Origin of the sequence: Sulfitobacter sp. SK012 (genome assembly GCF_003352085.1) — a bacterium.
In the GTDB taxonomy this organism is placed as follows: domain Bacteria; phylum Pseudomonadota; class Alphaproteobacteria; order Rhodobacterales; family Rhodobacteraceae; genus Sulfitobacter.
On sequence record NZ_CP025804.1, the window covers coordinates 1,946,379 to 1,965,667 of the forward strand.

Sequence of the window (19,289 nt, forward strand, 5' to 3'; positions counted from 1 at the left end):
CATTCCCAAAATTGAATGCCTTTTTTCATGTTGGCGCTGCTTTGTGGCTTGATCAATCCTCATGCGAAGAATTCACGGAGATCTGGGATCTAAACGGCACTGAAGCCAAAGTGTTTCTCAAAGCCCTTGCTTGTCGCTTAGGTAGTTTGAAGTCTTACTAGGAATGTGCGCGAAAGGTCATGGGGTACGTTGTGAACGTATGGCGACCCGCGTCGTCTCTTGTTTGGCGGGAAGCTGTTGACCCAAATGCGGCCGCCGCCAATCACGTTGAGATAGAGCGATCCGCGGTCCGAATACCGTCCACCCTCAGCTTTACGATCCCGTGCGCCGTCAATTTCGTCATGTTTCTACCCCTCATTTTACCCGGCGCTCAAGAGCTGAGCCGTGGATAGAAGGATTCCATAAAAAGAAGGTTAATGTGGGGTCGTTTTAACTTATCTGGGGATGCCCCAACCGGGGGGCGCGAGGGTGAAACCCTCAAAGGAAAACCCCGGTGAAACGGTACAGCTGACGAGGGTGAAATCGCCGGTGCTGCGCGCAGATTGCCAGTGGTTTTCCGGCACGATGATTTGTGGTGCGCCGTTGCTCAGGTCAGGTGTCAGCAGATGGTCTTTGGCGGGGCCTGCGTCAGATGCGCTGAGCGACAGGATCAGCGGCGCACCAGAATGGTAGAGCCAGATTTCGGTGGCGTCGACGCGGTGCCAATGGCTGTGCTCGCCCGCCTGCAGCAGAAAGTAGATGCAGGTGCCGGTGGGGCGTCCGTCATTTTCTGCGACCCAAGTTTGGCGGTAATGGCCGCCCTCTGGATGCGGCGCGAGGTTTAGATGCGCGATGATTTGATCGGCGGTCACAAGCGTGCCTCAAAGAACACCAGATGCGGTAAGGCAAAATCAGGAACAGGTTGGTAGGGGCCCCGTTCGGCGAAACCAAGCTGCGTATAGAGCGCGCGGGCGGCTGTCAGATTGGCGGAGGTATCCAGGAGAACGCGGGTGAACCCGTCGGTGCGGGCCTGCGCCATCACAGCGGTGCAAAGCTGGCGCGCGACGCCTTTGCCGCGTGCCGCGGGGGTGACAAAAACGCGCTTCATCTCGCAGGTGTCTCCATCGAGCGCATGCGACATCGCACAACCGACCGGAGTATCGCCGTCACTGGCCAGCAAGATGATGCCGCTCGGGCGCGCGTGTTCTGTTGCCAGAGCGTCCATCAACACGCGGTATTTGGGTGCCGGATAGAAGGTCTCCATCAGATCCCATTCAATCGCGGATAGGGCGGCCAGTTGGTCGCGGTAGGCCCAACACAGGGTGCGCACGGCGGCGAGGTCGCTGTCAGTTTCCGCCGCGCGCAAGCTGATCATTTGAGGATCGAACGGCCGGCGTATTTGGCCGTTTCGCCCAACGCTTCTTCGATGCGGATAAGCTGGTTGTATTTAGCAAGCCGGTCAGACCGTGCAAGCGAGCCTGTTTTGATTTGACCGCAGTTTGTGGCAACGGCGAGGTCCGCGATGGTTGCGTCCTCTGTTTCGCCGGATCGGTGGGACATCACGTTGGTAAACCCAGCGCGGTGTGCCATATCCACGGCCTGCAGCGTTTCTGTCAGGGTGCCGATTTGATTGACCTTCACGAGCATTGAATTGGCCGAGCCGCGCTTGATGCCTTCGGCCAGACGGGTTGGGTTGGTGACAAAGAGATCATCGCCGACAAGCTGGATCTTTGATCCAAGTTTATCTGTCAGGGCCTTCCAGCCATCCCAGTCATCTTCGGCCATGCCGTCTTCGATTGAGATGATGGGGTAATCATTTACCAGCGCTGCAAGGTAGTCGACATTCTCTTCGCTCGTGAGGGATTTTCCTTCTCCAGCAAAGACATATTTGCCGTCGTGGAAGTATTCCGTCGCGGCACAATCCAATGCGAGGTAGATTTCTTCGCCCGGTTTGTAACCCGCCTTTTCGATAGATTGCAGAACGAAATCAAGTGCGTCACGCGTGGAGTTGATGTTGGGAGCAAAGCCGCCCTCGTCGCCGATACCAGTGGACAGGCCCGCGGCGGTCAACTCTTTTTTCAGCGTGTGAAATACCTCAGAGCCCATGCGGACAGCTTCGCGAATGTTCTGCGCGGCAACGGGCATGATCATGAATTCTTGGATGTCGATGGGGTTATCGGCATGCTCGCCACCGTTGATGATGTTCATCATTGGCACCGGTAAAACGCGGGCCGACGTGCCACCTACGTAACGATACAGCGGTTGGGTGCAGTAATCTGCAGCTGCTTTGGCCGCAGCCAACGATACGCCAAGGATGGCATTGGCACCCAAGCGTTCCTTGTTGGGCGTGCCGTCGAGCTCGATCATGCCTTCGTCCAGCTCAACCTGATCGGTGGCGTCCATGCCCAAAAGCGCTTCTGCGATTTCACCGTTCACGGCAGCGCAAGCTTCGCGCACGCCTTTGCCCATGTAGCGGGATTTATCGCCATCGCGGCGTTCGACTGCCTCATGGGCCCCGGTTGACGCACCAGAGGGCACAGCAGCACGGCCCATTGTGCCGTCCTCAAGGATCACGTCGACTTCAACCGTCGGGTTGCCCCGGCTATCGAGAATTTCACGCGCGTGGATGTCGATAATGGTGCTCATGGCAAAGTCCTTTTTCGGCTGAATATGGTTGAGCGTGTCTTAGCGCGGCACACCCGGCTTGGAAAGGCTCGCGGCGGATGGAGCGCGGTTTTTGCGTTCGCGAAAGACCGTATAGATGCCAGATGCCACGATAATCGCGGCCCCAATAAGGGTTGGCATGTCAGGGGATTCGCTAAAGACGGTGATGCCGATGATCAGGGCAAAGATCATACGTGTGTAGCGGAATGGCGTGACGAAACTGACTTCGCCGACGCGCATCGCGGCAACAATGGCGTAGTAGGCGAATACCCCAATGCTGATTGTGGCCGCAAAAATAAGCGCAATTCGCGGCGACAACGCGACAGGTGGCGTGCCCGAAAAGATCATCAGAAAGACGCCGGCAGGGATGACTGCAAGAAAACCAAGATAGCTGAGTTGCATGGTTGTCACCTGAACGGAGGCTTTGCGCGTCGCGATATCGCGGATTGCCAAGCCTAAAACGCCGCCGACCGCAAACAGCGAAAGCGGGGAAAAGCCTTCCATACCGGGGCGCACAATGAGCAACACGCCAAAAAATCCGACAAAGATCGCAGACCAGCGTCGCCAGCCAACGGGCTCAGACAGGAATAGGGCTGCACCCAGCGTCACGACCAGCGGTGTGGCCTGCAAAATAGCGGACGCAGATGACAAGGGTGTCACCACAATTGCAGTGACAAAACATACGGTGCCAAAAATCTCGCCTGCGGCCCGGATCAAAATTGGCGGGGCAAGCATGGCAGGTTCAGCCAGTCGTTGGCCCTGAAACCGAACGATTGTGCCAAAAACCAATGCGCCGCCGACGCCGAGCATTGCAAGGATTTGGCCGACGGGCAGGGCCCCGGCCATGAACTTGATCAGCATGTCCTCGATCGCAAAGCCAAACATGGCCATGACCATCAAAGCTGCGCCACGCAGGTTATCCATTGGGTGCCTTTCTGGGGTCGGATTTTGAGCGTGATGCGCCTTTACTCTGGCAGGTTCAAGGTGTTGCGGACTGGTGAGCACGGCCTTGGAGTGGTAGGTCGACCCCCATGAGATGGCCGCAGATATCAAGATCACCGCGTGATGCGGCGCTGACGCTTGGGGCTGGTATTGTGGGCGCTGTGGTTGGTTGGGCGTTGAATGCGCCGGTGTATGTGTTGCTGGGGCCTGCGGTCGCCGTAAGCCTGCTTGGGGTTGCGGGGATGCGAATGGTTGTGCCGCCGCAGCTGCGCGATGCGTGTTTTGTGCTGCTTGGGCTTGCCGTTGGGGCTGGATTTGACAGTGACGCGCTAGGCACGATGATCCGTTGGCCGCTGGCTTTTGTGGTGATCGCGGTTATGATCTGGATCACGATGGTGCTTAGCCAAAAGATGTTGGTCCGCGGATTCGGATTTGATGCGCCGTCAGCGTTAATGGCGTCCGCGCCGGGGCATCTGAGTTTTGTGATTGCGATGGCCACCGATTCTGGTGCGGATGTTGCGCGAATTTCGGTCACGCAATCGGTACGGCTGTTGTCGCTGACGCTGGTGGTGCCATTTGCTGCCATGGCAATGGGGGTTGATGTAGGCGGTACGGTCATACCCCAAGGCGCGCCGATGATCTGGGGCTCCGTGCTGGTGTTGATTGTTTTGGCGGTACTAGTGGGACAGCTTTTTGCAAGGCTTTCAGTTCCAGCACCGCTTTTGATCGGAGCAATGGTTGTATCGGGAGCGGGCCACATAAGTGGTCTGACACCGGGGGTGATGCCCACGGTGCTCATTTTGCCTGCCTATCTGGTATTGGGCGCATTGATCGGAACGCGGTTTTCTGGCGTGACATTAGCATTGCTGGCAAGCAGCGCAGGGGCAGGGCTGGCCATCACTGGCGTCGCTGTGGGATTGTCGACATTGGCAGCAGTTCCAGTCGCGGCGGCTTTGGGGATGCCAGTTGCGCATCTGTTGGTCGCGTTTGCCCCCGGAGGCCTTGAGACGATGATCGCCATGGGCGTTGTGTTGGGTGTTGTGCCGGGGTTCGTTGCAGCGTGCCATATGACACGGTTGCTGGTTTTGAGCGTTTTGCTGCCGGTGATGTTGGCGCGCAGTATGGCGCTATTACAGCGTTGACCTGACGCGCCGCCAGCGGGTTTTATTACTATTGGGCAATGTCGTCGCAGTTAGATTTTGTGCAAATCCAGGTCAGCCCAACCTAGGCGCAAACAGTCGAGTGCAGAGGGGTCACTTGCGCTTTGGGACGCCATAAAGCTCAAGCCGGTGACCGCGTAACTCATAGCCCAGCTTGGCTGCGATGCGTTCTTGCAACGCTTCGATGTCGGGATCCACAAATTCGATCACTTCGCCTGAATTCATATCGATCAGGTGGTCGTGGTGGTCGCGTTCGGCATCTTCGTAGCGCGCCCGGCCATCGCCGAATTCGAGTTTGTCCAGGATGCCGGCCTCATCAAACAGTTTAACCGTGCGGTAGACCGTCGCGATCGAAATGCCCGCATCTTGGGCCACGGCGCGGGCGTATAGCTGCTCGACATCGGGGTGATCATCACTGTCTTCAAGCACTTGCGCGATCACACGACGCTGGCCGGTCATGCGCAGGCCTTTGTCTTCGCAGCGGGTGATGATGGTCTTGTTCATGTGCGTCAGCCTCCGCCGGTGCCGTTTGGACCCGCTTTTTAGCGGGGATCGCGGAACGGCGCCACCATCAATTGGGGCAAGAGCATTGACATATCACCTTAAACCCCCCATTTGCCTGATTAAGCGATGCCTTCTGCCGCGTGAGCAGTTGCAGCACCCCACATGGGTGACCTGCCGTGCAAGGCCGCTAAATGTTCCCGATATCACGCGTGGGGCCAAACGCAGCCGGACAGAGGCGCGGCACTTGGCTGGCCTTCTGCGATCCGCGTTCTGTGTGACCTCGATAGCCTGCGCTGGCCATAGCCGCGCAGGGACAAAGTGAGTTTGAAGATGAGTGATTTCTCGATGATGGGGCTTCCTAAAAGCCTTATGAAAAGCCTTGGCGCGATGGGGTTGGTCGATCCGACCCCGATCCAAGCCCAAGCCATCCCACATGGGATGAACGGCCGTGATGTCATGGGCCTTGCCCAAACCGGCACCGGCAAAACCGCAGCCTTTGGCATTCCGCTGGTTGCGCAGATGATTGAGCAGGGCAAGCGGCCGATGCCGAAGTCCGTGCACGGTCTGGTGCTGGCACCAACCCGGGAACTGGCCACGCAGATCAGCGTAAACTTGCGCGATCTAGCCGCTGGCACACCGATCAAAGTTGCGATGGTGGTGGGCGGTCAGTCCATCGGAGCGCAAATCAAGCGGCTGCATGGCGGTGTGGACCTTTTGGTTGCTACGCCCGGTCGTTTGCTGGATTTGATGGACCGTCGTGCGGTCCGACTGGATGCGGCAACGTTTCTGGTGCTGGATGAGGCCGATCAAATGCTCGACATGGGTTTCATCCATGACCTGCGCAAAATCGCGTCTGTAATCCCAAAAAACCGTCAGACAATGTTGTTTTCAGCGACCATGCCCAAGCTGATGAACGAGATCGCGTCGAGCTATCTTGAAAGCCCGATCCGCATCGAAGTCTCGCCTCCGGGCAAGGCGGCGGATAAAGTTACCCAAGAGGTGCACTTTATCGCCAAGGCCGAAAAGAAGGCATTGTTGATGGAGCTGTTGACCAAGCACAAAGGCGAACGTGCACTGGTCTTTGGTCGCACGAAACATGGCTGTGAAAAGCTGATGAAGGATCTGGTGAAAGCTGGGTTCGACGCGGCATCTATTCACGGCAACAAGTCACAAGGCCAGCGGGACCGCGCAATTGCAGCGTTCAAATCTGGCGAAGTGACTGTGCTGGTGGCGACGGATGTGGCAGCACGCGGCCTCGATATTCCAGACGTAAAACAGGTCTATAACTACGAGCTGCCGAATGTTCCTGACAACTATGTTCACCGTATTGGCCGGACCGCGCGTGCGGGCAAAGATGGTGCCGCGATTGCGTTCTGCGCACCGGATGAAATGGGCGAGCTGAAAGATATTCAGAAGGTCATGAAGATCGCTATTCCAGTGGCCTCTGGCCGTCCATGGGAAGCGATTGATGCACCTGACAAGCCCAAGGGCCGTGGTCGTGGCCGCGGCGGTCGCCCCGGTGGCGGCGGTGGCGGTGGTCGTCCCAACGCGGGTGGTGGCGGTGGCGGTGCCCCCGGTGGCGGCGCAGGCAAGCCCGGTGGCGGTCGTCGCAGGCGCAAGCCAGGCGGCGGTGGTAGTGCTGGCCAACAAGCGGCCTAATCCCAATAACTCGACATGAAAAAGGCGCGCCTTACGACAGGCGCGCCTTTTTTTATCATTTTTTCGAACCGCTTAGGTGTAGAGCGACGGCACGCCAAGCTGCGCGTGGATGTCATTCACACTCTTAGGCTTCATTCCGTAGCCTTGAGCGAGTTTGTGCAAGTATTGCGCCTCGTCCTGCGAATCGAGATCAATCGCGAGCACCGACATCATATAGATTTGCGGACCCATGCCGTTTGGCGTCTGATTAACCAACGCGTCGATGTCCATCGGAGCGGCCATCTGCTGTTTGACAAACGCGGCTTCCTGCGCGTCGACGTCACCCAGTTTGCTCAACAGCTTGTCGCGCTCCCCGTCATCGAATGTACCGTCCGATTTGGCAGCTTGGATCATCGCGGCCAGCATCAGGCCTGCAGTGGCTTCTTGCTCGCGTGACGGCTCAATCGCAGGCTCTGGTGTCTGGTCGAACTGCGAGTTCAAAACCGACCCAAACGACTGATCGTTGGTTTCTGGTGCACGGCGCATTGTCTCATCCGTGCCGGACAAAAGGCCACCTAGACCGCCTGCGCCAGCAGCGCCTGCAAGGCCGCCAAGCAACCCACCAAGGCCGCCGCCGCCACCAGCAGCGCCACCGCCACCAAGTTGTTCAAGCAAGCCGCCCAGACCGCCGGGCATACCCGCACTGCCGGCACCGCCGCCGCCGCCCAAAAGGCCGCCCAGCATGTCTTCAAGACCGCCGCCACCACCCGTGCTGCTGCGCGAAGCACCTGCGCTGCCACCTGCGGCACCGGCTAGACTACCCAATAGGCCGCCCAATCCGCCGCCTTGGCCTGCGCTCGACGTGCCCGCACTGCCGCCTTTGTTCATCATTGCCTTGGCCCCTTTGGCCACAGCCACACCAATTGCCACTTTGGCCAATGTATTCATCAAGCTCATATTTGAATTCCCCAGTTGTTTAATATCCGAAGACCAGCATGGCAGGTTTTTCGAAAAAACGCAGGGGGAAAGTTACTGATCCCACCTCAGAGCATTGACAGTGGGCACTCTCGCGCGCCTGTTCGCCCTATGGAACGTAAATCACAGATGGATATTTTTGGAGCGGCTTGCCTGATCGCATTTGCGCTGCATATGGCGTTCAATCAGGTCGTTGTCAAAGTCACGACGGGTGGGTTCAATCCGGTGTTTTCGGCCGGGATCCGGTCTGCAGGTGCTGGTTTTGTGCTGCTGCTTTGGATGTATTTTCGCGGCGTGCCGATGCGGATCCCGCGGGCAGCATGGGCAGGGGCGATCGCATCAGGTCTGCTGTTTACGTTGGAATTTGCGTGCCTATTTGTCGCGCTTGATAAGGGAGATGTCGGCCGGGTTTCGGTGATCCTTTATTCAATGCCGGTTTGGCTGGCGTTGGCGGCACATGTGCTGTTGCCTGGCGAGCGATTGTCAGGGCTGCGCATTGTGGGCTTGGTGCTGGCGATGGCAGGGGTCGCGGTGGCGCTGCTGGACCGTTCGGGTGGCGCGTCGGTCAGTTGGACAGGCGATCTGCTGGCGTTGGCGGCGGCGCTCTGCTGGGCTGGCATCGTTCTTTGTGTACGGATCACCCCGCTTTCAGAGGTGGAAGCCGCGCCGCAACTGATGGCGCAGGTGGCGATTTCCGGGCCAATCTTGCTGCTGATCGCGCCGTTATTTGGGCCACTGATCCGCGATTTGCAGCCCATATTTTTGGCAGGGCTGCTGTTTCAGATTATCGCCGTTGGCAGCTTTGGGTTTCTAGTGTGGTTTTGGTTGATCAAAATCTATCCCGCGTCTTCCGTCGCCTCGTTCAGTTTCCTGTCGCCGGTTTTCTCGGTGATTTTGGGCTGGTTGTTGTTGTCTGAAGATGTCGCGCCGTCCGTTTGGGCCGCATTGGTGCTGGTGGCCGTGGGTATTTACCTGATTAACCGCAGACCAACGGCTTAGGTTCCGCAGAACGTCGCAGGGACGATTTCGGAGGGGCGCGGTTGTTTTGCCAGGTCGGGATCGGTCAGGGTAAATGGCGTTTTCAACGCTGTCATCAACCGCTCAAACGGGGCCATGTCGCCCGCGACGGCAGCGTCGATCATTTGCTCAATTCGATGATTGCGCGGGATAATTGCAGGGTTTGCGGCGTCCATCGTCGCACGCGCGTCAGGCACATCCGCAATGCGGGCGGCATGTGCCACGGCCCAGCTGTCAAAGGCATCACGATCGGTAAATTGATCTGGCGCGTCTGGAGTGCCAAGATTGCGGAAGGTGTTGGTGAAATCAGCGCCATCTTTCTGCATCAAGTCCAGCAGGCTTTGGATCAACGCTTCGTCGTCTTTTGTTGGTTCAGAGATGCCGATTTTGGCTGCAAAGCGCTTGAGCCAAGCGGCCTCAATCAGGGCTGGCATGGCGTGGATGATTGCGGTGGCTTCTTCGACGGCTGCGTCCTTGTCTTCAAAGAGCTGGAGGAGCGAAGTAGCAAATTGGGCCATGTTCCAGACTGCAATATTAGGTTGATTGCCAAAGGCATAGCGGCCTTGTTGGTCGATTGATGAAAACACGCGCCCCATGTTGAAATCATCCATGAAAGCGCAGGGACCGTAGTCGATGGTCTCGCCGGAAATGCTGCAATTGTCGGTGTTCATCACACCGTGGATGAAACCGACGGACATCCAAGCCGCAATCAGTTCAGCTTGCGCGCTGCAAACTTCGCGCAGCAGGTCCATTGGGGTTTTCGCCAGCGGGTAGTGGCGCTGCGAAGCGTAGTCAGTGAGGGTTTGTAAGGCTTCTATCTCGCCACGGTGGGCAAAGATCTGAAAGGTGCCGACGCGCAGATGGCTGGACGCAACACGGGTCAGAATGGCACCGGGGAGCATGCCTTGTTCGCGTAAAATATCCTCGCCTGTGGCAACTGCGGCCAATGCGCGGGTTGTCGGGATGCCAAGCGCATGCATGGCCTCAGACACTACATATTCGCGCAGCACTGGACCCAGCCAAGCACGGCCATCGCCGCCACGTGAATAAGGCGTTCGACCGGATCCTTTTAGCTGAATGTCGCGGCGCAATCCGTTGGTATCAATGGTTTCTCCCAGAAGTATCGCGCGACCGTCTCCCAGCTGTTGATTGTAGGAGCCGAATTGATGCCCGGCATATAGCTGCGCCAAGGGTGTGGCTCCTTGGGGTATTTTGTTACCCCCAAACACAGAAGCTAGGTCGCCTAACTCAGAGGGATTGATCCCCAACACCTTTGCGAGGCCATTGTTGAAGGCCAATAGAACGGGGGCTTTGACTGGCGTCGGGTCAAGCCGAGTATAAAACCCTGAAGGTAAGGCGGCATAGCTGTTGTCGAAATTAATCATACGAGGCGCTTTGACATGAACATATATCCTTCGCGCGGCGCGAAACCGGCGCGTTTATAAAGCTTGAGTGCGGCTGCATTGTTGCTGTCGACCTCAAGGTGGATCGCGCGGAGTCCACCTTCCTTTAGCGCACGCGGTAAAGCCGTCAACGCCTCAGAGGCGATGCCGCGTCCGCGCACACCAGGCCGGATGTAGAGTTCATCGATAATGGCATCGAGACCGCCAAATTCCACGGACCATCCAAAAGTAATGACCACATAACCGATTGGCGCGCGCGGCGGTCCAATCAGGTACGCGCAGCCATGTGGGATGCCGTCCAGTAACGGGGCCACGCCGTCACGGCGGGCCTTGTCGGTCAGGGTAATATTGGCCTCATGGTGAAATGCGCTGACAAGGGTTAGCAGGCGGTCCAAATGGTCCGGCCCCGCGAGGGTGAGGACTGCGCTCACAGGCGGCCAATCCGTTCCACCAACAAGGAAAAGAACCCGTCAGCGTCGATTTCACCCATAAATGTCGCGTTGGGTGCGCGGTCTGTGACGCCCCACCAATCCGCGACGGTCATACCCATGGTCAGCTCGGATTGGGTTTCAATTTCCACATTCACGTGGCGGCCTTTGAAGAGATCGGGATTGATCAGATAGGCGGTCACGCAAGGGTCATGCAGCGGTGCACCATCCGAGCCGTATTTTTCCTTGTCGAAACGCTCAAAGAAGTCGGTCATTTGCGCAACTGCGATGCCAGCAGGTGTGCCGATCGCACGGAAAGCATCATTGCGAGATTTGGTCACCAACGCTTTATGGGTGACATCAAGCGGCATCACCACAATCGGAATTCCTGATTTAAACACAATATCAGCGGCTTGCGGATCGACGTAGATGTTGAATTCAGCGGCGGGGGTGATGTTGCCGCCTTGGAAGTAGCCGCCGCCCATGAGCACGATCTTGGCGACGCGTTTCGCGATGTCGGGGGCTTTTTGCAGGGCCGTTGCGATGTTGGTAAGTGGGCCAAGCGGACACAAGGTAATCGTGCCCGGCGCATTGTCGCGCAGAGTGTCGATGATGAAATCAACGGCGTGGCCCTCGGCCAGCGGCATCGTGGGGTCAGGCAAATCTGGACCGTCGAGACCGGATTTGCCATGCACATGCTCTGCGGTGACCAGATCGCGGCCCAATGGCCGGTCGCATCCGGCATAGACGGGCACATTAGGTTTGCCCGCCAACTCACAGATAATGCGGGCATTTTTTGACGTCAGATCAAGAGGCACATTGCCTGCGACGCAAGTTAGCGCCAGCACTTCAACGTCTTCGGGGCTGGCTAGCGCCAGCAGAATGGCAACGGCGTCATCCTGTCCGGGGTCTGTGTCGATGATGATCTTACGAGGTTTCATATGCTGTCCTTTTCCCGTTCAGAGATAGGGGATGCGAAGGTTGATTAGAAGAGGTCCGCGGCGTGGGCGGCGGTGTTATGTCGGCGGGCTGGCACAAATATGCTGAGCATCATTTTTCATGGGTGGTATTTTTGGATGCGCGCTCATCTGCCTTAACGGCGTCCCAGAGCGCGTCCATTTCGGCCAAATCGCTGTCATTTGGGGTTTTGCCTAAATCGCGTAGCTTGGCTTCAACCCCTTCAAAGCGGCGGGTGAATTTGGCGTTGGCTGCGCGCAAAGCGGCTTCGGGTTCCAGGCCCAGGTGACGGCCCAGATTGGCCATGACAAACATCAAATCGCCAAATTCCTCTTCGACCTCGGCTTGTGAAAGTTCATCACGTGCTTCGACCAGTTCGGCGGCTTCTTCCTTAATTTTATCAATCACATGAGAGGCATCAGGCCAGTCAAATCCAACGCGGGCCGCGCGTTTTTGCAATTTGTGGGCGCGCAAAAGCGCCGGCAGCCCAATCGCCACACCGTCAAGCGCGCCACCTTGGGCTTTGCCTGCGCGTTCCTTGGCCTTGATCGCTTCCCAATCGGCCGTTTGTTGATCCGCGCTTTTATCCCGGCTTTCGTCGCCAAAAACATGCGGATGCCGCGCGACCATTTTGTCTGAGATGTTGCGCACCACGGATTGAAAGGAAAACAGTCCTTTCTCTTCGGCCATGGCGGTATGGTAAACAGACTGCAGCAACAGATCGCCCAATTCGCCTTCAAGCTCAGGCCAATCGGCGCGTTCGATGGCATCTGCGACTTCGTATGCCTCTTCGATGGTGTAGGGCGCGATGGAGGCGAAGTCCTGCTCGATATCCCACGGACAGCCAGTGTCGGGGTCGCGCAGGCGGCGCATGATCTCTAACAGCCGCTCGATGCCGGCGTTTTGGTCATTTATCAACTCGTCTGGCATTGCGGCTCTCCCTAGACTGGTGTCAGATAAGGACAACAGCCCAGAGGAGTCCACCCATGCCTGTGATCAACCGGATCGCCGATTTTGCCACCGATATGACCGCATGGCGGCGGCATTTGCATACGATCCCCGAATTGGGGTTTGACTGCCCGAAAACGGCGGCCTTTATCAAGGAACGGCTTGTCGAGATGGGTGTGGATGAGATCCACGAAGGGATCGCGCAGACGGGTATTGTGGCGATCATCAATGGCACTGGCGCGGGGCGCACCGTAGGCTTGCGCGCGGATTTTGATGCGCTGCCGATCGAGGAAGAGACGGGGGTCGAGTATGCCTCTACTCATGCGGGCAAGATGCATGCCTGCGGGCATGACGGGCATACGGCGATGCTGCTGGGGGCTGCCAAATATATGGTCGAGACGCGGAATTTTGCAGGCCGTGTGGCGCTGATTTTCCAACCAGCCGAGGAAGACGGCGGCGGCGCGCAAGTTATGTGTGCCGAAGGGATGATGGACCGGTTCGACATTGCCGAGGCTTACGGCATCCACAATTTGCCCGGTGCCGAGGAGGGTATGTTTTTTACCACGGCGGGGCCGATCATGGCGGCGGTGGATACGGTCACGATCTATATCAACGGGCGCGGCGGCCACGGTGCCATGCCCCATGAGGCGGCTGATCCGGTCGTGGCGGCTTGCGGCGTGGTTCAGGCGATCCAGACCATCGTAAGCCGGAACACCAAGTCGGGTGCCGAGAAGGTGATCTCGGTCACGCAGATCCACACGGGCAGCGCCAGTAATATCATCCCCGACACAGCAATGATCAACGCCACGGTGCGCACCTTTGATGTGGAGACGCGTGCGTTGATCCGCAAGCGCCTGGAGGAGATCGTGCAAGGGCAGGCGGCGAGTTACGGCGTGACCGCCACGATGGATTATGAAGAGGGTTATCCCAGCACCGTCAACACGCCCGAGCAGACCGCATATGCCGCAGGTGTGGCGCGCAGTGTTGTGGGCGCGGATAAGGTCGACGAGAATTTCCCCAAAGTCGCGGGGTCGGAGGATTTCGCCTATATGCTGGAGGAACGTCCGGGAGCATATCTGTTCCTCGGGGCGGGACCGGGGGCCGGCCTGCACCATCCAAAGTTTAATTTTAACGACGAGATTGCGCCCGTTGGTGCCTCGTTCTTTGTGCAGCTCGTCGAGCAAATGCAACCGGCGGCCTCCTGATATGGCACTGGAGGACGCGGCGACGCAAATCGATCTGGCCTTCACGCGTGAAGACCTCAAGGGCCCTAGTTTTGAGCTTACATTCGCGGGGGCGACCTCGTTCATGCGGCGGCGCTATACCAAAGACCTCACAGGTGTGGATATTGCTGTGACTGGCGTCTGCTTTGATCAGGCGGTGACTAATCGACCCGGTACGCGCCTTGGTCCGCGCGCCATCCGTGAGGCCAGCGCATTGCAAGCGCCTGATGCGCCTTATGGCTGGGACTTTGATGTGATGAGCGAATTTGCCATCGCGGATATTGGCGACATGGCGTTTGACCATGCAAATGTGCCGGCCTTTCCAGCGCTGCTGACAGCGCATATCAAGACGATACTGGAGGCTGGGGCCGCATCACTGGTGCTGGGCGGCGATCACTATATCACCTTTCCGATCTTGAAGGCCTATGCCGAGAAATATGGCCCGATCAGCCTGTTGCAGTTTGATGCCCATTCCGACACTTGGCCCGATGACAATATGGACCGGATCGATCATGGTACGATGTTCTACAAGGCAGTGAAATTAGGGATCGTGGACCCGGCAACGTCTGTGCAAGTGGGCATCCGGACGACGAACCCGGATACGCTGGGGGTGACCACCATTGATGCGGCCGAAGTTCACCGGGCCGGGCCTGAGGCTACGGTTGCCAAGATCAAATCCATATTGGGCGACCGGCCTTGTTACCTGACGTTTGATATTGATGCGCTGGATCCGGCCTATGCGCCGGGCACGGGCACGCCGGTATGGGGTGGGCTGACCAGCGCGCAATGTGCCGCGATGCTGCGGGGGCTGTCGGGTATCAATATTCAAGGCGGCGATGTGGTTGAGGTATCTCCGCCCTTTGACACGACCGGGGCAACAGCGATTGCAGGGGCCCATGTGGCAACAGAAATCCTGTGTTTGCTGGGGGCAAGGATGCGCGGATGAACACCAAGAACCAACCCATCAGCGGCAATGATTTGGCGCGATTTTCGGGGCCGGGGACGTTTATGCGGCTGCCTGCGGCCAACGACCTAAAAGGGTTGGATGTTGCGGTGCTGGGTATCCCGATGGACATTGGGACATCTTGGCGGTCGGGCACGCGTTTTGGCCCCAAAGAAGTGCGCAGCCAATCTGCCATGCTGCGGCCCTATAATTTGGCGACGGGGGCCGCGCCTTTTGACAGTTTGCAAGTCGCTGATATCGGTGATTTAGCGATCAACACGTTCTCCTTGAGTGAGAGCCTTCGTATAATTTCAGAGAGTTACGGCGCGATCTTAAACTATGATGCCATGCCATTGGCGATTGGCGGTGATCATTCGATGACCCTGCCGATCTTGCGCGCGATGGCCAAACGGCACGGGCCTATGGCGTTGGTTCATGTGGACGCCCATGCGGATGTGAATGACCACATGTTTGGCGAACGTGAAACCCACGGCAGCTTCTTGCGACGCGCGTTTGAAGAAGAGCTGGTGATCCCAAAAAAGACCTATCAGGTTGGTTTGCGGGGCACGGGATATGGCGCGGATGATTTCACCGAAGCGGCGGGTTGGGGGTTTCAGCAATTCCCGGCGCATGAGTTGTGGGGGCGCAGCCTTGCGTCACTTGGGGCCGAAATCAGGCGCGATATTGGCGATGCACCCGTTTACATCACCTATGATATCGACAGTCTTGACCCGGCCTTTGCGCCCGGTACCGGCACGCCTGAAATTGGCGGGCTGACAACGCCGCAGGCGCTGGAGCTGGTTCGCGCGCTAAAGGGGCTCAATATCGTTGGGGGGGATTTGGTTGAAGTGTCGCCACCCTATGACTTGTCCGGAAATACGGCACTGACGGGGGCGAATATCCTGTTTGAGATGTTGTGTGTTCTGCCCGGCGTGGCGTATCGCTGAGCAGACAAATGCTTGGCAGAGGTAAACTGGGGTGAAGCGGATGATCTTAACGGTACTTATACTGCTGAGCGTGGGCTTCTTGGCTTATGTGCGATTGGCACCAACAGATGTATCGCGCTGGCATGTCCCCATTGGCGACGCCGAAGACGTCACCGGTTCTGGTTGGGCCGCGCGGGTCATCAAGGAAAAACCTGGTGCCTTGTCAGAACTCAATCGCGCAATGCTCAAACTGCCCCGCACTGAACTGATTGCCGGGTCGGTCGGAGAAGGGCGTCTGACGTATATCACACGCAGCAAAGTGATCGGGTTTCCTGATTTCACGACCATCGAGAAAGATGGCGATTACATCAAGCTTTATGCCCGTTTGCGGTTTGGAAGCTTAGATTTTGGGGTAAACGCCGGGCGACTGGAGGGGTTGATCACCACGCTTAAGGCTGGATGAAAGGCACCCTTCCTGCGTTTCGCGCCACATCGGAACATTCAGCGACATCTGACATTGCGCCATGAACATACGCCCGTCCACGAACAAACAGATTGTCTCGCCAAGCTCCAAACGTGCGCCACTGGTGTCGGTGCAATAACAATCAATCGTTCGACCCTGAGGGGTAACGACATCTGCCAAAGCGGGCAGGGGTAACAGTGCCAGGATGAGGGCAAAACGTGTCATACTGAAAATCGTACCACATCGGAGGCCTTGACCAAAGCCCCTTGATTGACCAAAGGATGCGCGATGATACCCATGGACCGCCTTGCACAGATTTCTGCCCGTTTCGAGTATCTCGAGGCGGCGATGTCGACGGCGGGTGGTGATATCTCCAAGCTTGCCAAGGAATATTCCGACCTGCGGCCGGTGGTCGAACAGATCAGCGCGTACCGTTCACTGCTTGATGATCTGGACGACGCACGGCTGATGCTCAAAGACCCGGAAATGGCGTCCTTGGCCCGCGAAGAAATCCCGACACTTGAGGCACAGCTGCCGGCCGCTGAGGCCGCATTGCAGCTCGCACTTTTACCGCGCGATGAAGCGGATGCCAAACCTGCGATGCTGGAAATTCGGCCCGGCACAGGTGGCGATGAGGCCGCGCTGTTTGCTGCGGATCTGTTGCGCATGTACCAGCGGTATTGCGAAGCGCGTGGCTGGAAGTTCGACATGATCGAAGAGCAGGCCACCGAGCTGGGCGGGATCAAGGAAGTCGTGGCGCATATTACCGGCGAAAACGTTTTTGCCCGGCTAAAGTATGAAAGCGGCGTCCACCGGGTCCAACGTGTGCCGAGCACGGAAAGCGGCGGGCGCATTCATACCTCGGCGGCTACAGTCGCGGTGCTGCCCGAAGCGCAGGATGTGGACATTCACATCGATCAAAACGATATACGCATCGACACCATGCGCAGCTCTGGTGCGGGCGGCCAGCACGTCAACACAACCGATTCTGCGGTGCGCATCACGCATTTGCCCACCGGGACCGTTGTGACCAGCTCTGAAAAATCGCAGCACCGTAACCGAGAGATTGCGATGCAGGTTCTCAAAGCGCGGCTTTATGATGCGGAGCGGCAACGCGTAGACAAAGAACGCTCCGATAGCCGTGCCAGCCAAGTTGGCAGCGGTGATCGATCCGAGCGGATCAGGACATATAACTTCCCGCAAGGGCGGATGACGGACCACCGGATCAACATGACGCTCTACCGTTTGGATGCGGTGATGCAGGGTGATCTGGATGAGATTATTGATGCGCTGACGGCGGATGCGCAGGCGCAGATGTTGGCGGAGATGGGCCAATGACGACCGCGGGTGCCGCAATGGCCACAGCGACGGCGCGGCTGCGCGCGGCAGGGGTGCCGGACCCCGCACGCGATGCTCGAGTGTTGCTGGCACATGCGGCGTCGGTTGATGCTGTCCGTGTTACGCTGATCGCGCCCGAAGAAATTGCCCCTGAAATATCCGAACGATTTGAGCACCTGGTCGCTTTGCGTGCCGTTCGGGTGCCGGTGTCCCACCTGGTTGGTGCGCGCGCCTTTTATGGCCGTTCCTTTAGAATCAGCCGCGACGTGCTTGACCCGCGTCCCGAAACCGAGACGCTGATCGAAGCGGCTTTGGTTGTTCCCTATACACGTGTGCTGGATCTGGGCACAGGATCGGGCTGTATTCTTGTGACGTTGCTGGCAGAGCGCCCTGACGCGCACGGCGTGGGCGTTGACTTGAGCGAAAGGGCCTGTCTGCAAGCTAGCGCCAATGCGGTGTTGCACGAGGTTGCGGGACGTACAGAGATTGTCCAATCGGATTGGTTTTCTGCTGTGGAAGGTCGGTTTGACCTGATAGTGTCTAACCCGCCTTATCTGGCCCAAGCCGAAATGGCGGACGTAGCCCCGGAACTCGCCTTGCATGAACCTGCCATGGCGCTGACGGATGGCGGTGATGGGCTTAGTGCGTACCGGATCATCGCGCATCAAGCGCAGGGGTATTTGACTTCTCAAGGTCGCGTTATGGTTGAAATTGGGTGGCAGCAGGGACCGGACGTCGCTGAAATATTTCAGGCGGCCGGATGGGCGCGCGTGGCGATTCTACCGGACCTTGATGGGCGCAACCGTGTAATCTGTGCCGAAAACCCGGCATAACGGCGTGTTTTCGCGCATTTTACTTCATTTGTATCGCATTCCCTCTTGCCCCCTTGGCTCTCGCGTGGTTTGTGAGACGTGTTGCAGCGGTGGATACCTTAGGGTGGTCCCGCGCGGCGTAAGCCCAACAATCGCATGAGCCGGGACAGACCAACGCAGAGGCTGCGTGACCGGCAAAAAGATCATTAGCACACAAGGCTGAATTCCCAGATGAAATCGTCGAGATCACGTTCGAGGTCCAAGAATAACCGTAACCGTGGCGGTGGCCAGCAGGGCGGCAACGTCGTCAACCGTGTGTTCGATAGCTCGGGCCCCGAAGGCAAGGTGCGCGGCACGCCGCAGCAGGTTATTGAAAAATATAATCAGCTGTCACGCGATGCGCAGTTGAGCAATGACCGCGTTGCAATGGAAAACTTCCAGCAACATGCGGAACACTATTTGCGCCTGCTTTCAGAAGCACAGCGCGAAATGGACAGCAAACGTGAAGAGCAAGAGCGCTTTAACCGCGAACGCCAAGAAGAGCAGGATCGCCAGAACCGCGAACGCCAAGCTGAGCGGGACCGCGAGCGGGCCGAGCGTCAAGAACGCGAAGCGGCAAATGGTGGTGGTGATGCGCCGCAGGGCGATCAGAACTCTGGCCACAACACTGAACAGCCAAGCGTCCAGCAGCCTGATGTAGCACCAAAAGAACATACCAACCGCCCAAAGCGTGAGCGGCGACCCCAGACTGGCCACGACACGGCCGATCTGCCTGATTTCTTAGTGCAAGATACTGGTGCTGAGGAAAGCGGATTGGTGGAAACGCCAGAAAGCAAACCCAAGCCCAAACGCGCGCCACGGCGCAAGCCTAAGCCCAAGGAAGACGCCGCACCGCAAGGTGAGAGCGATCAGCCCGACGCGGCCGAGTAGGTATTTTGAAAAGGCCTCGCATCACGCGGGGCCTTTTTT

Annotated in this window: 21 protein-coding genes; 10 read left to right on the top strand and 11 right to left on the bottom strand. The window is 57.8% G+C overall.

Annotated features, from left to right (window positions below; genetic code table 11):
* Positions 1-434: 434 nt before the first annotated feature.
* From C1J03_RS09440 to C1J03_RS09455, 4 genes are read right to left on the bottom strand one after another with little or no spacing between them, the layout of a single operon-like run.
* Positions 435-851, bottom strand: coding sequence for a cupin domain-containing protein (locus C1J03_RS09440; protein ID WP_114885899.1), 417 nt, complete (start codon positions 849-851; stop codon positions 435-437).
* On the bottom strand, positions 848-1,354 hold the full coding sequence (locus C1J03_RS09445) for a GNAT family N-acetyltransferase (protein WP_114885901.1): 507 nt from the start codon (positions 1,352-1,354) through the stop codon (positions 848-850). The genes C1J03_RS09440 and C1J03_RS09445 overlap by 4 nt, the downstream gene beginning before the upstream one ends.
* Positions 1,351-2,625: a phosphopyruvate hydratase gene (eno, locus tag C1J03_RS09450; RefSeq protein WP_114885903.1), complete on the bottom strand. Its 1,275-nt coding sequence runs from the start codon at positions 2,623-2,625 to the stop codon at positions 1,351-1,353. The genes C1J03_RS09445 and eno overlap by 4 nt, the downstream gene beginning before the upstream one ends.
* A 39-nt stretch (positions 2,626-2,664) precedes the next feature.
* A complete protein-coding gene (locus C1J03_RS09455; protein WP_114885905.1) occupies positions 2,665-3,567 on the bottom strand; it encodes a DMT family transporter in 903 nt (300 codons plus the stop codon).
* A gap of 107 nt (positions 3,568-3,674) precedes the next feature.
* On the opposite strand from C1J03_RS09455, the gene C1J03_RS09460 reads away from it, so the two are divergent.
* Positions 3,675-4,727, top strand: a complete 1,053-nt coding sequence (locus C1J03_RS09460; RefSeq protein WP_114885907.1) for an AbrB family transcriptional regulator — start codon at positions 3,675-3,677, stop codon at positions 4,725-4,727.
* 111 nt (positions 4,728-4,838) lie between these two features.
* Here the strand turns inward: C1J03_RS09460 and C1J03_RS09465 are convergent, their stop codons facing one another.
* A complete protein-coding gene (locus tag C1J03_RS09465; protein WP_114885909.1) occupies positions 4,839-5,249 on the bottom strand; it encodes a Fur family transcriptional regulator in 411 nt (136 codons plus the stop codon).
* A 330-nt stretch (positions 5,250-5,579) separates the two neighbouring features.
* Here C1J03_RS09465 and C1J03_RS09470 point away from each other — a divergent pair, with 330 nt between their 5' ends.
* The gene (locus tag C1J03_RS09470; RefSeq protein WP_114885911.1) at positions 5,580-6,908 is read left to right on the top strand and encodes a DEAD/DEAH box helicase; all 1,329 of its coding nucleotides are present in this window, start codon (positions 5,580-5,582) and stop codon (positions 6,906-6,908) included.
* A 72-nt stretch (positions 6,909-6,980) separates the two neighbouring features.
* Here C1J03_RS09470 and C1J03_RS09475 read toward each other — a convergent pair whose 3' ends face one another.
* Positions 6,981-7,844, bottom strand: a complete 864-nt coding sequence (locus tag C1J03_RS09475; protein WP_114885913.1) for a DUF533 domain-containing protein — start codon at positions 7,842-7,844, stop codon at positions 6,981-6,983.
* Positions 7,845-7,973: 129 nt separating this feature from the next.
* Here C1J03_RS09475 and C1J03_RS09480 point away from each other — a divergent pair, with 129 nt between their 5' ends.
* Entirely contained in the window at positions 7,974-8,861 is an 888-nt protein-coding gene (locus C1J03_RS09480; RefSeq protein WP_114885915.1) for a DMT family transporter, read from the top strand.
* Here C1J03_RS09480 and C1J03_RS09485 read toward each other — a convergent pair.
* From C1J03_RS09485 to mazG, 4 genes are all read right to left on the bottom strand, one after another.
* Positions 8,858-10,264 (bottom strand): protein adenylyltransferase SelO, encoded by a 1,407-nt coding sequence (locus C1J03_RS09485; RefSeq protein ID WP_114885917.1) that lies wholly within the window; start codon positions 10,262-10,264, stop codon positions 8,858-8,860. The two genes, C1J03_RS09480 and C1J03_RS09485, sit on opposite strands and share 4 nt — an antisense overlap.
* On the bottom strand, positions 10,261-10,713 hold the full coding sequence (locus C1J03_RS09490; protein WP_114885919.1) for a GNAT family N-acetyltransferase: 453 nt from the start codon (positions 10,711-10,713) through the stop codon (positions 10,261-10,263). Before C1J03_RS09490 ends, C1J03_RS09485 begins: the two co-directional genes overlap by 4 nt.
* The gene (locus C1J03_RS09495) at positions 10,710-11,651 is read right to left on the bottom strand and encodes a nucleoside hydrolase (protein ID WP_114885921.1); all 942 of its coding nucleotides are present in this window, start codon (positions 11,649-11,651) and stop codon (positions 10,710-10,712) included. Before C1J03_RS09495 ends, C1J03_RS09490 begins: the two co-directional genes overlap by 4 nt.
* A 109-nt stretch (positions 11,652-11,760) precedes the next feature.
* The gene (gene mazG, locus C1J03_RS09500; RefSeq protein WP_114885923.1) at positions 11,761-12,597 is read right to left on the bottom strand and encodes a nucleoside triphosphate pyrophosphohydrolase; all 837 of its coding nucleotides are present in this window, start codon (positions 12,595-12,597) and stop codon (positions 11,761-11,763) included.
* Between the two features lie 56 nt (positions 12,598-12,653).
* Here mazG and C1J03_RS09505 point away from each other — a divergent pair, with 56 nt between their 5' ends.
* From C1J03_RS09505 to C1J03_RS09520, 4 genes are read left to right on the top strand one after another with little or no spacing between them, the layout of a single operon-like run.
* Entirely contained in the window at positions 12,654-13,820 is a 1,167-nt protein-coding gene (locus C1J03_RS09505) for a M20 aminoacylase family protein (RefSeq protein ID WP_114885926.1), read from the top strand.
* Between the two features lies 1 nt (position 13,821).
* Entirely contained in the window at positions 13,822-14,784 is a 963-nt protein-coding gene (gene speB, locus C1J03_RS09510; protein WP_114885928.1) for an agmatinase, read from the top strand.
* A complete protein-coding gene (gene speB, locus C1J03_RS09515) occupies positions 14,781-15,728 on the top strand; it encodes an agmatinase (RefSeq protein WP_114885930.1) in 948 nt (315 codons plus the stop codon). Before speB (C1J03_RS09510) ends, speB (C1J03_RS09515) begins: the two co-directional genes overlap by 4 nt.
* 40 nt (positions 15,729-15,768) lie before the next feature.
* The gene (locus C1J03_RS09520; RefSeq protein ID WP_114885932.1) at positions 15,769-16,170 is read left to right on the top strand and encodes a DUF1499 domain-containing protein; all 402 of its coding nucleotides are present in this window, start codon (positions 15,769-15,771) and stop codon (positions 16,168-16,170) included.
* On the opposite strand, the gene C1J03_RS25680 is transcribed toward C1J03_RS09520, so the two are convergent.
* The gene (locus C1J03_RS25680) at positions 16,108-16,395 is read right to left on the bottom strand and encodes a hypothetical protein (protein ID WP_114885934.1); all 288 of its coding nucleotides are present in this window, start codon (positions 16,393-16,395) and stop codon (positions 16,108-16,110) included. The genes C1J03_RS09520 and C1J03_RS25680 overlap by 63 nt on opposite strands.
* 63 nt (positions 16,396-16,458) lie before the next feature.
* Here C1J03_RS25680 and prfA point away from each other — a divergent pair, with 63 nt between their 5' ends.
* The 3 genes from prfA (at position 16,459) to C1J03_RS09540 (ending at position 19,250) form a co-directional block, all read left to right on the top strand.
* Positions 16,459-17,508 carry a peptide chain release factor 1 gene (gene prfA / locus C1J03_RS09530; RefSeq protein ID WP_114885935.1) on the top strand — a complete coding sequence of 350 codons (1,050 nt, stop codon included), beginning with the start codon at positions 16,459-16,461 and terminating at the stop codon, positions 17,506-17,508.
* Positions 17,505-18,341, top strand: coding sequence for a peptide chain release factor N(5)-glutamine methyltransferase (gene prmC / locus C1J03_RS09535; RefSeq protein ID WP_114885937.1), 837 nt, complete (start codon positions 17,505-17,507; stop codon positions 18,339-18,341). Before prfA ends, prmC begins: the two co-directional genes overlap by 4 nt.
* Before the next feature lie 210 nt (positions 18,342-18,551).
* The gene (locus C1J03_RS09540; protein ID WP_114885939.1) at positions 18,552-19,250 is read left to right on the top strand and encodes a DUF4167 domain-containing protein; all 699 of its coding nucleotides are present in this window, start codon (positions 18,552-18,554) and stop codon (positions 19,248-19,250) included.
* The last annotated feature ends 39 nt before the right edge of the window (positions 19,251-19,289 follow it).

Coding starts and splice junctions, on each gene's coding strand:
- C1J03_RS09445 (WP_114885901.1), bottom strand. CDS start 1,354: ATGATCAGCTTGCGCGCGGCGGAAACTGACAGCGACCTCGCCGCCGTG.
- C1J03_RS09460 (WP_114885907.1), top strand. CDS start 3,675: ATGAGATGGCCGCAGATATCAAGATCACCGCGTGATGCGGCGCTGACG.
- C1J03_RS09495 (WP_114885921.1), bottom strand. CDS start 11,651: ATGAAACCTCGTAAGATCATCATCGACACAGACCCCGGACAGGATGAC.
- C1J03_RS09475 (WP_114885913.1), bottom strand. CDS start 7,844: ATGAGCTTGATGAATACATTGGCCAAAGTGGCAATTGGTGTGGCTGTG.
- C1J03_RS09480 (WP_114885915.1), top strand. CDS start 7,974: ATGGAACGTAAATCACAGATGGATATTTTTGGAGCGGCTTGCCTGATC.
- C1J03_RS09465 (WP_114885909.1), bottom strand. CDS start 5,249: ATGAACAAGACCATCATCACCCGCTGCGAAGACAAAGGCCTGCGCATG.
- C1J03_RS09505 (WP_114885926.1), top strand. CDS start 12,654: ATGCCTGTGATCAACCGGATCGCCGATTTTGCCACCGATATGACCGCA.
- speB (WP_114885928.1), top strand. CDS start 13,822: ATGGCACTGGAGGACGCGGCGACGCAAATCGATCTGGCCTTCACGCGT.
- speB (WP_114885930.1), top strand. CDS start 14,781: ATGAACACCAAGAACCAACCCATCAGCGGCAATGATTTGGCGCGATTT.
- eno (WP_114885903.1), bottom strand. CDS start 2,625: ATGAGCACCATTATCGACATCCACGCGCGTGAAATTCTCGATAGCCGG.
- C1J03_RS09470 (WP_114885911.1), top strand. CDS start 5,580: ATGAGTGATTTCTCGATGATGGGGCTTCCTAAAAGCCTTATGAAAAGC.
- C1J03_RS09455 (WP_114885905.1), bottom strand. CDS start 3,567: ATGGATAACCTGCGTGGCGCAGCTTTGATGGTCATGGCCATGTTTGGC.
- C1J03_RS09485 (WP_114885917.1), bottom strand. CDS start 10,264: ATGATTAATTTCGACAACAGCTATGCCGCCTTACCTTCAGGGTTTTAT.
- prfA (WP_114885935.1), top strand. CDS start 16,459: ATGATACCCATGGACCGCCTTGCACAGATTTCTGCCCGTTTCGAGTAT.
- C1J03_RS09520 (WP_114885932.1), top strand. CDS start 15,769: ATGATCTTAACGGTACTTATACTGCTGAGCGTGGGCTTCTTGGCTTAT.
- prmC (WP_114885937.1), top strand. CDS start 17,505: ATGACGACCGCGGGTGCCGCAATGGCCACAGCGACGGCGCGGCTGCGC.
- C1J03_RS25680 (WP_114885934.1), bottom strand. CDS start 16,395: ATGACACGTTTTGCCCTCATCCTGGCACTGTTACCCCTGCCCGCTTTG.
- C1J03_RS09540 (WP_114885939.1), top strand. CDS start 18,552: ATGAAATCGTCGAGATCACGTTCGAGGTCCAAGAATAACCGTAACCGT.
- mazG (WP_114885923.1), bottom strand. CDS start 12,597: ATGCCAGACGAGTTGATAAATGACCAAAACGCCGGCATCGAGCGGCTG.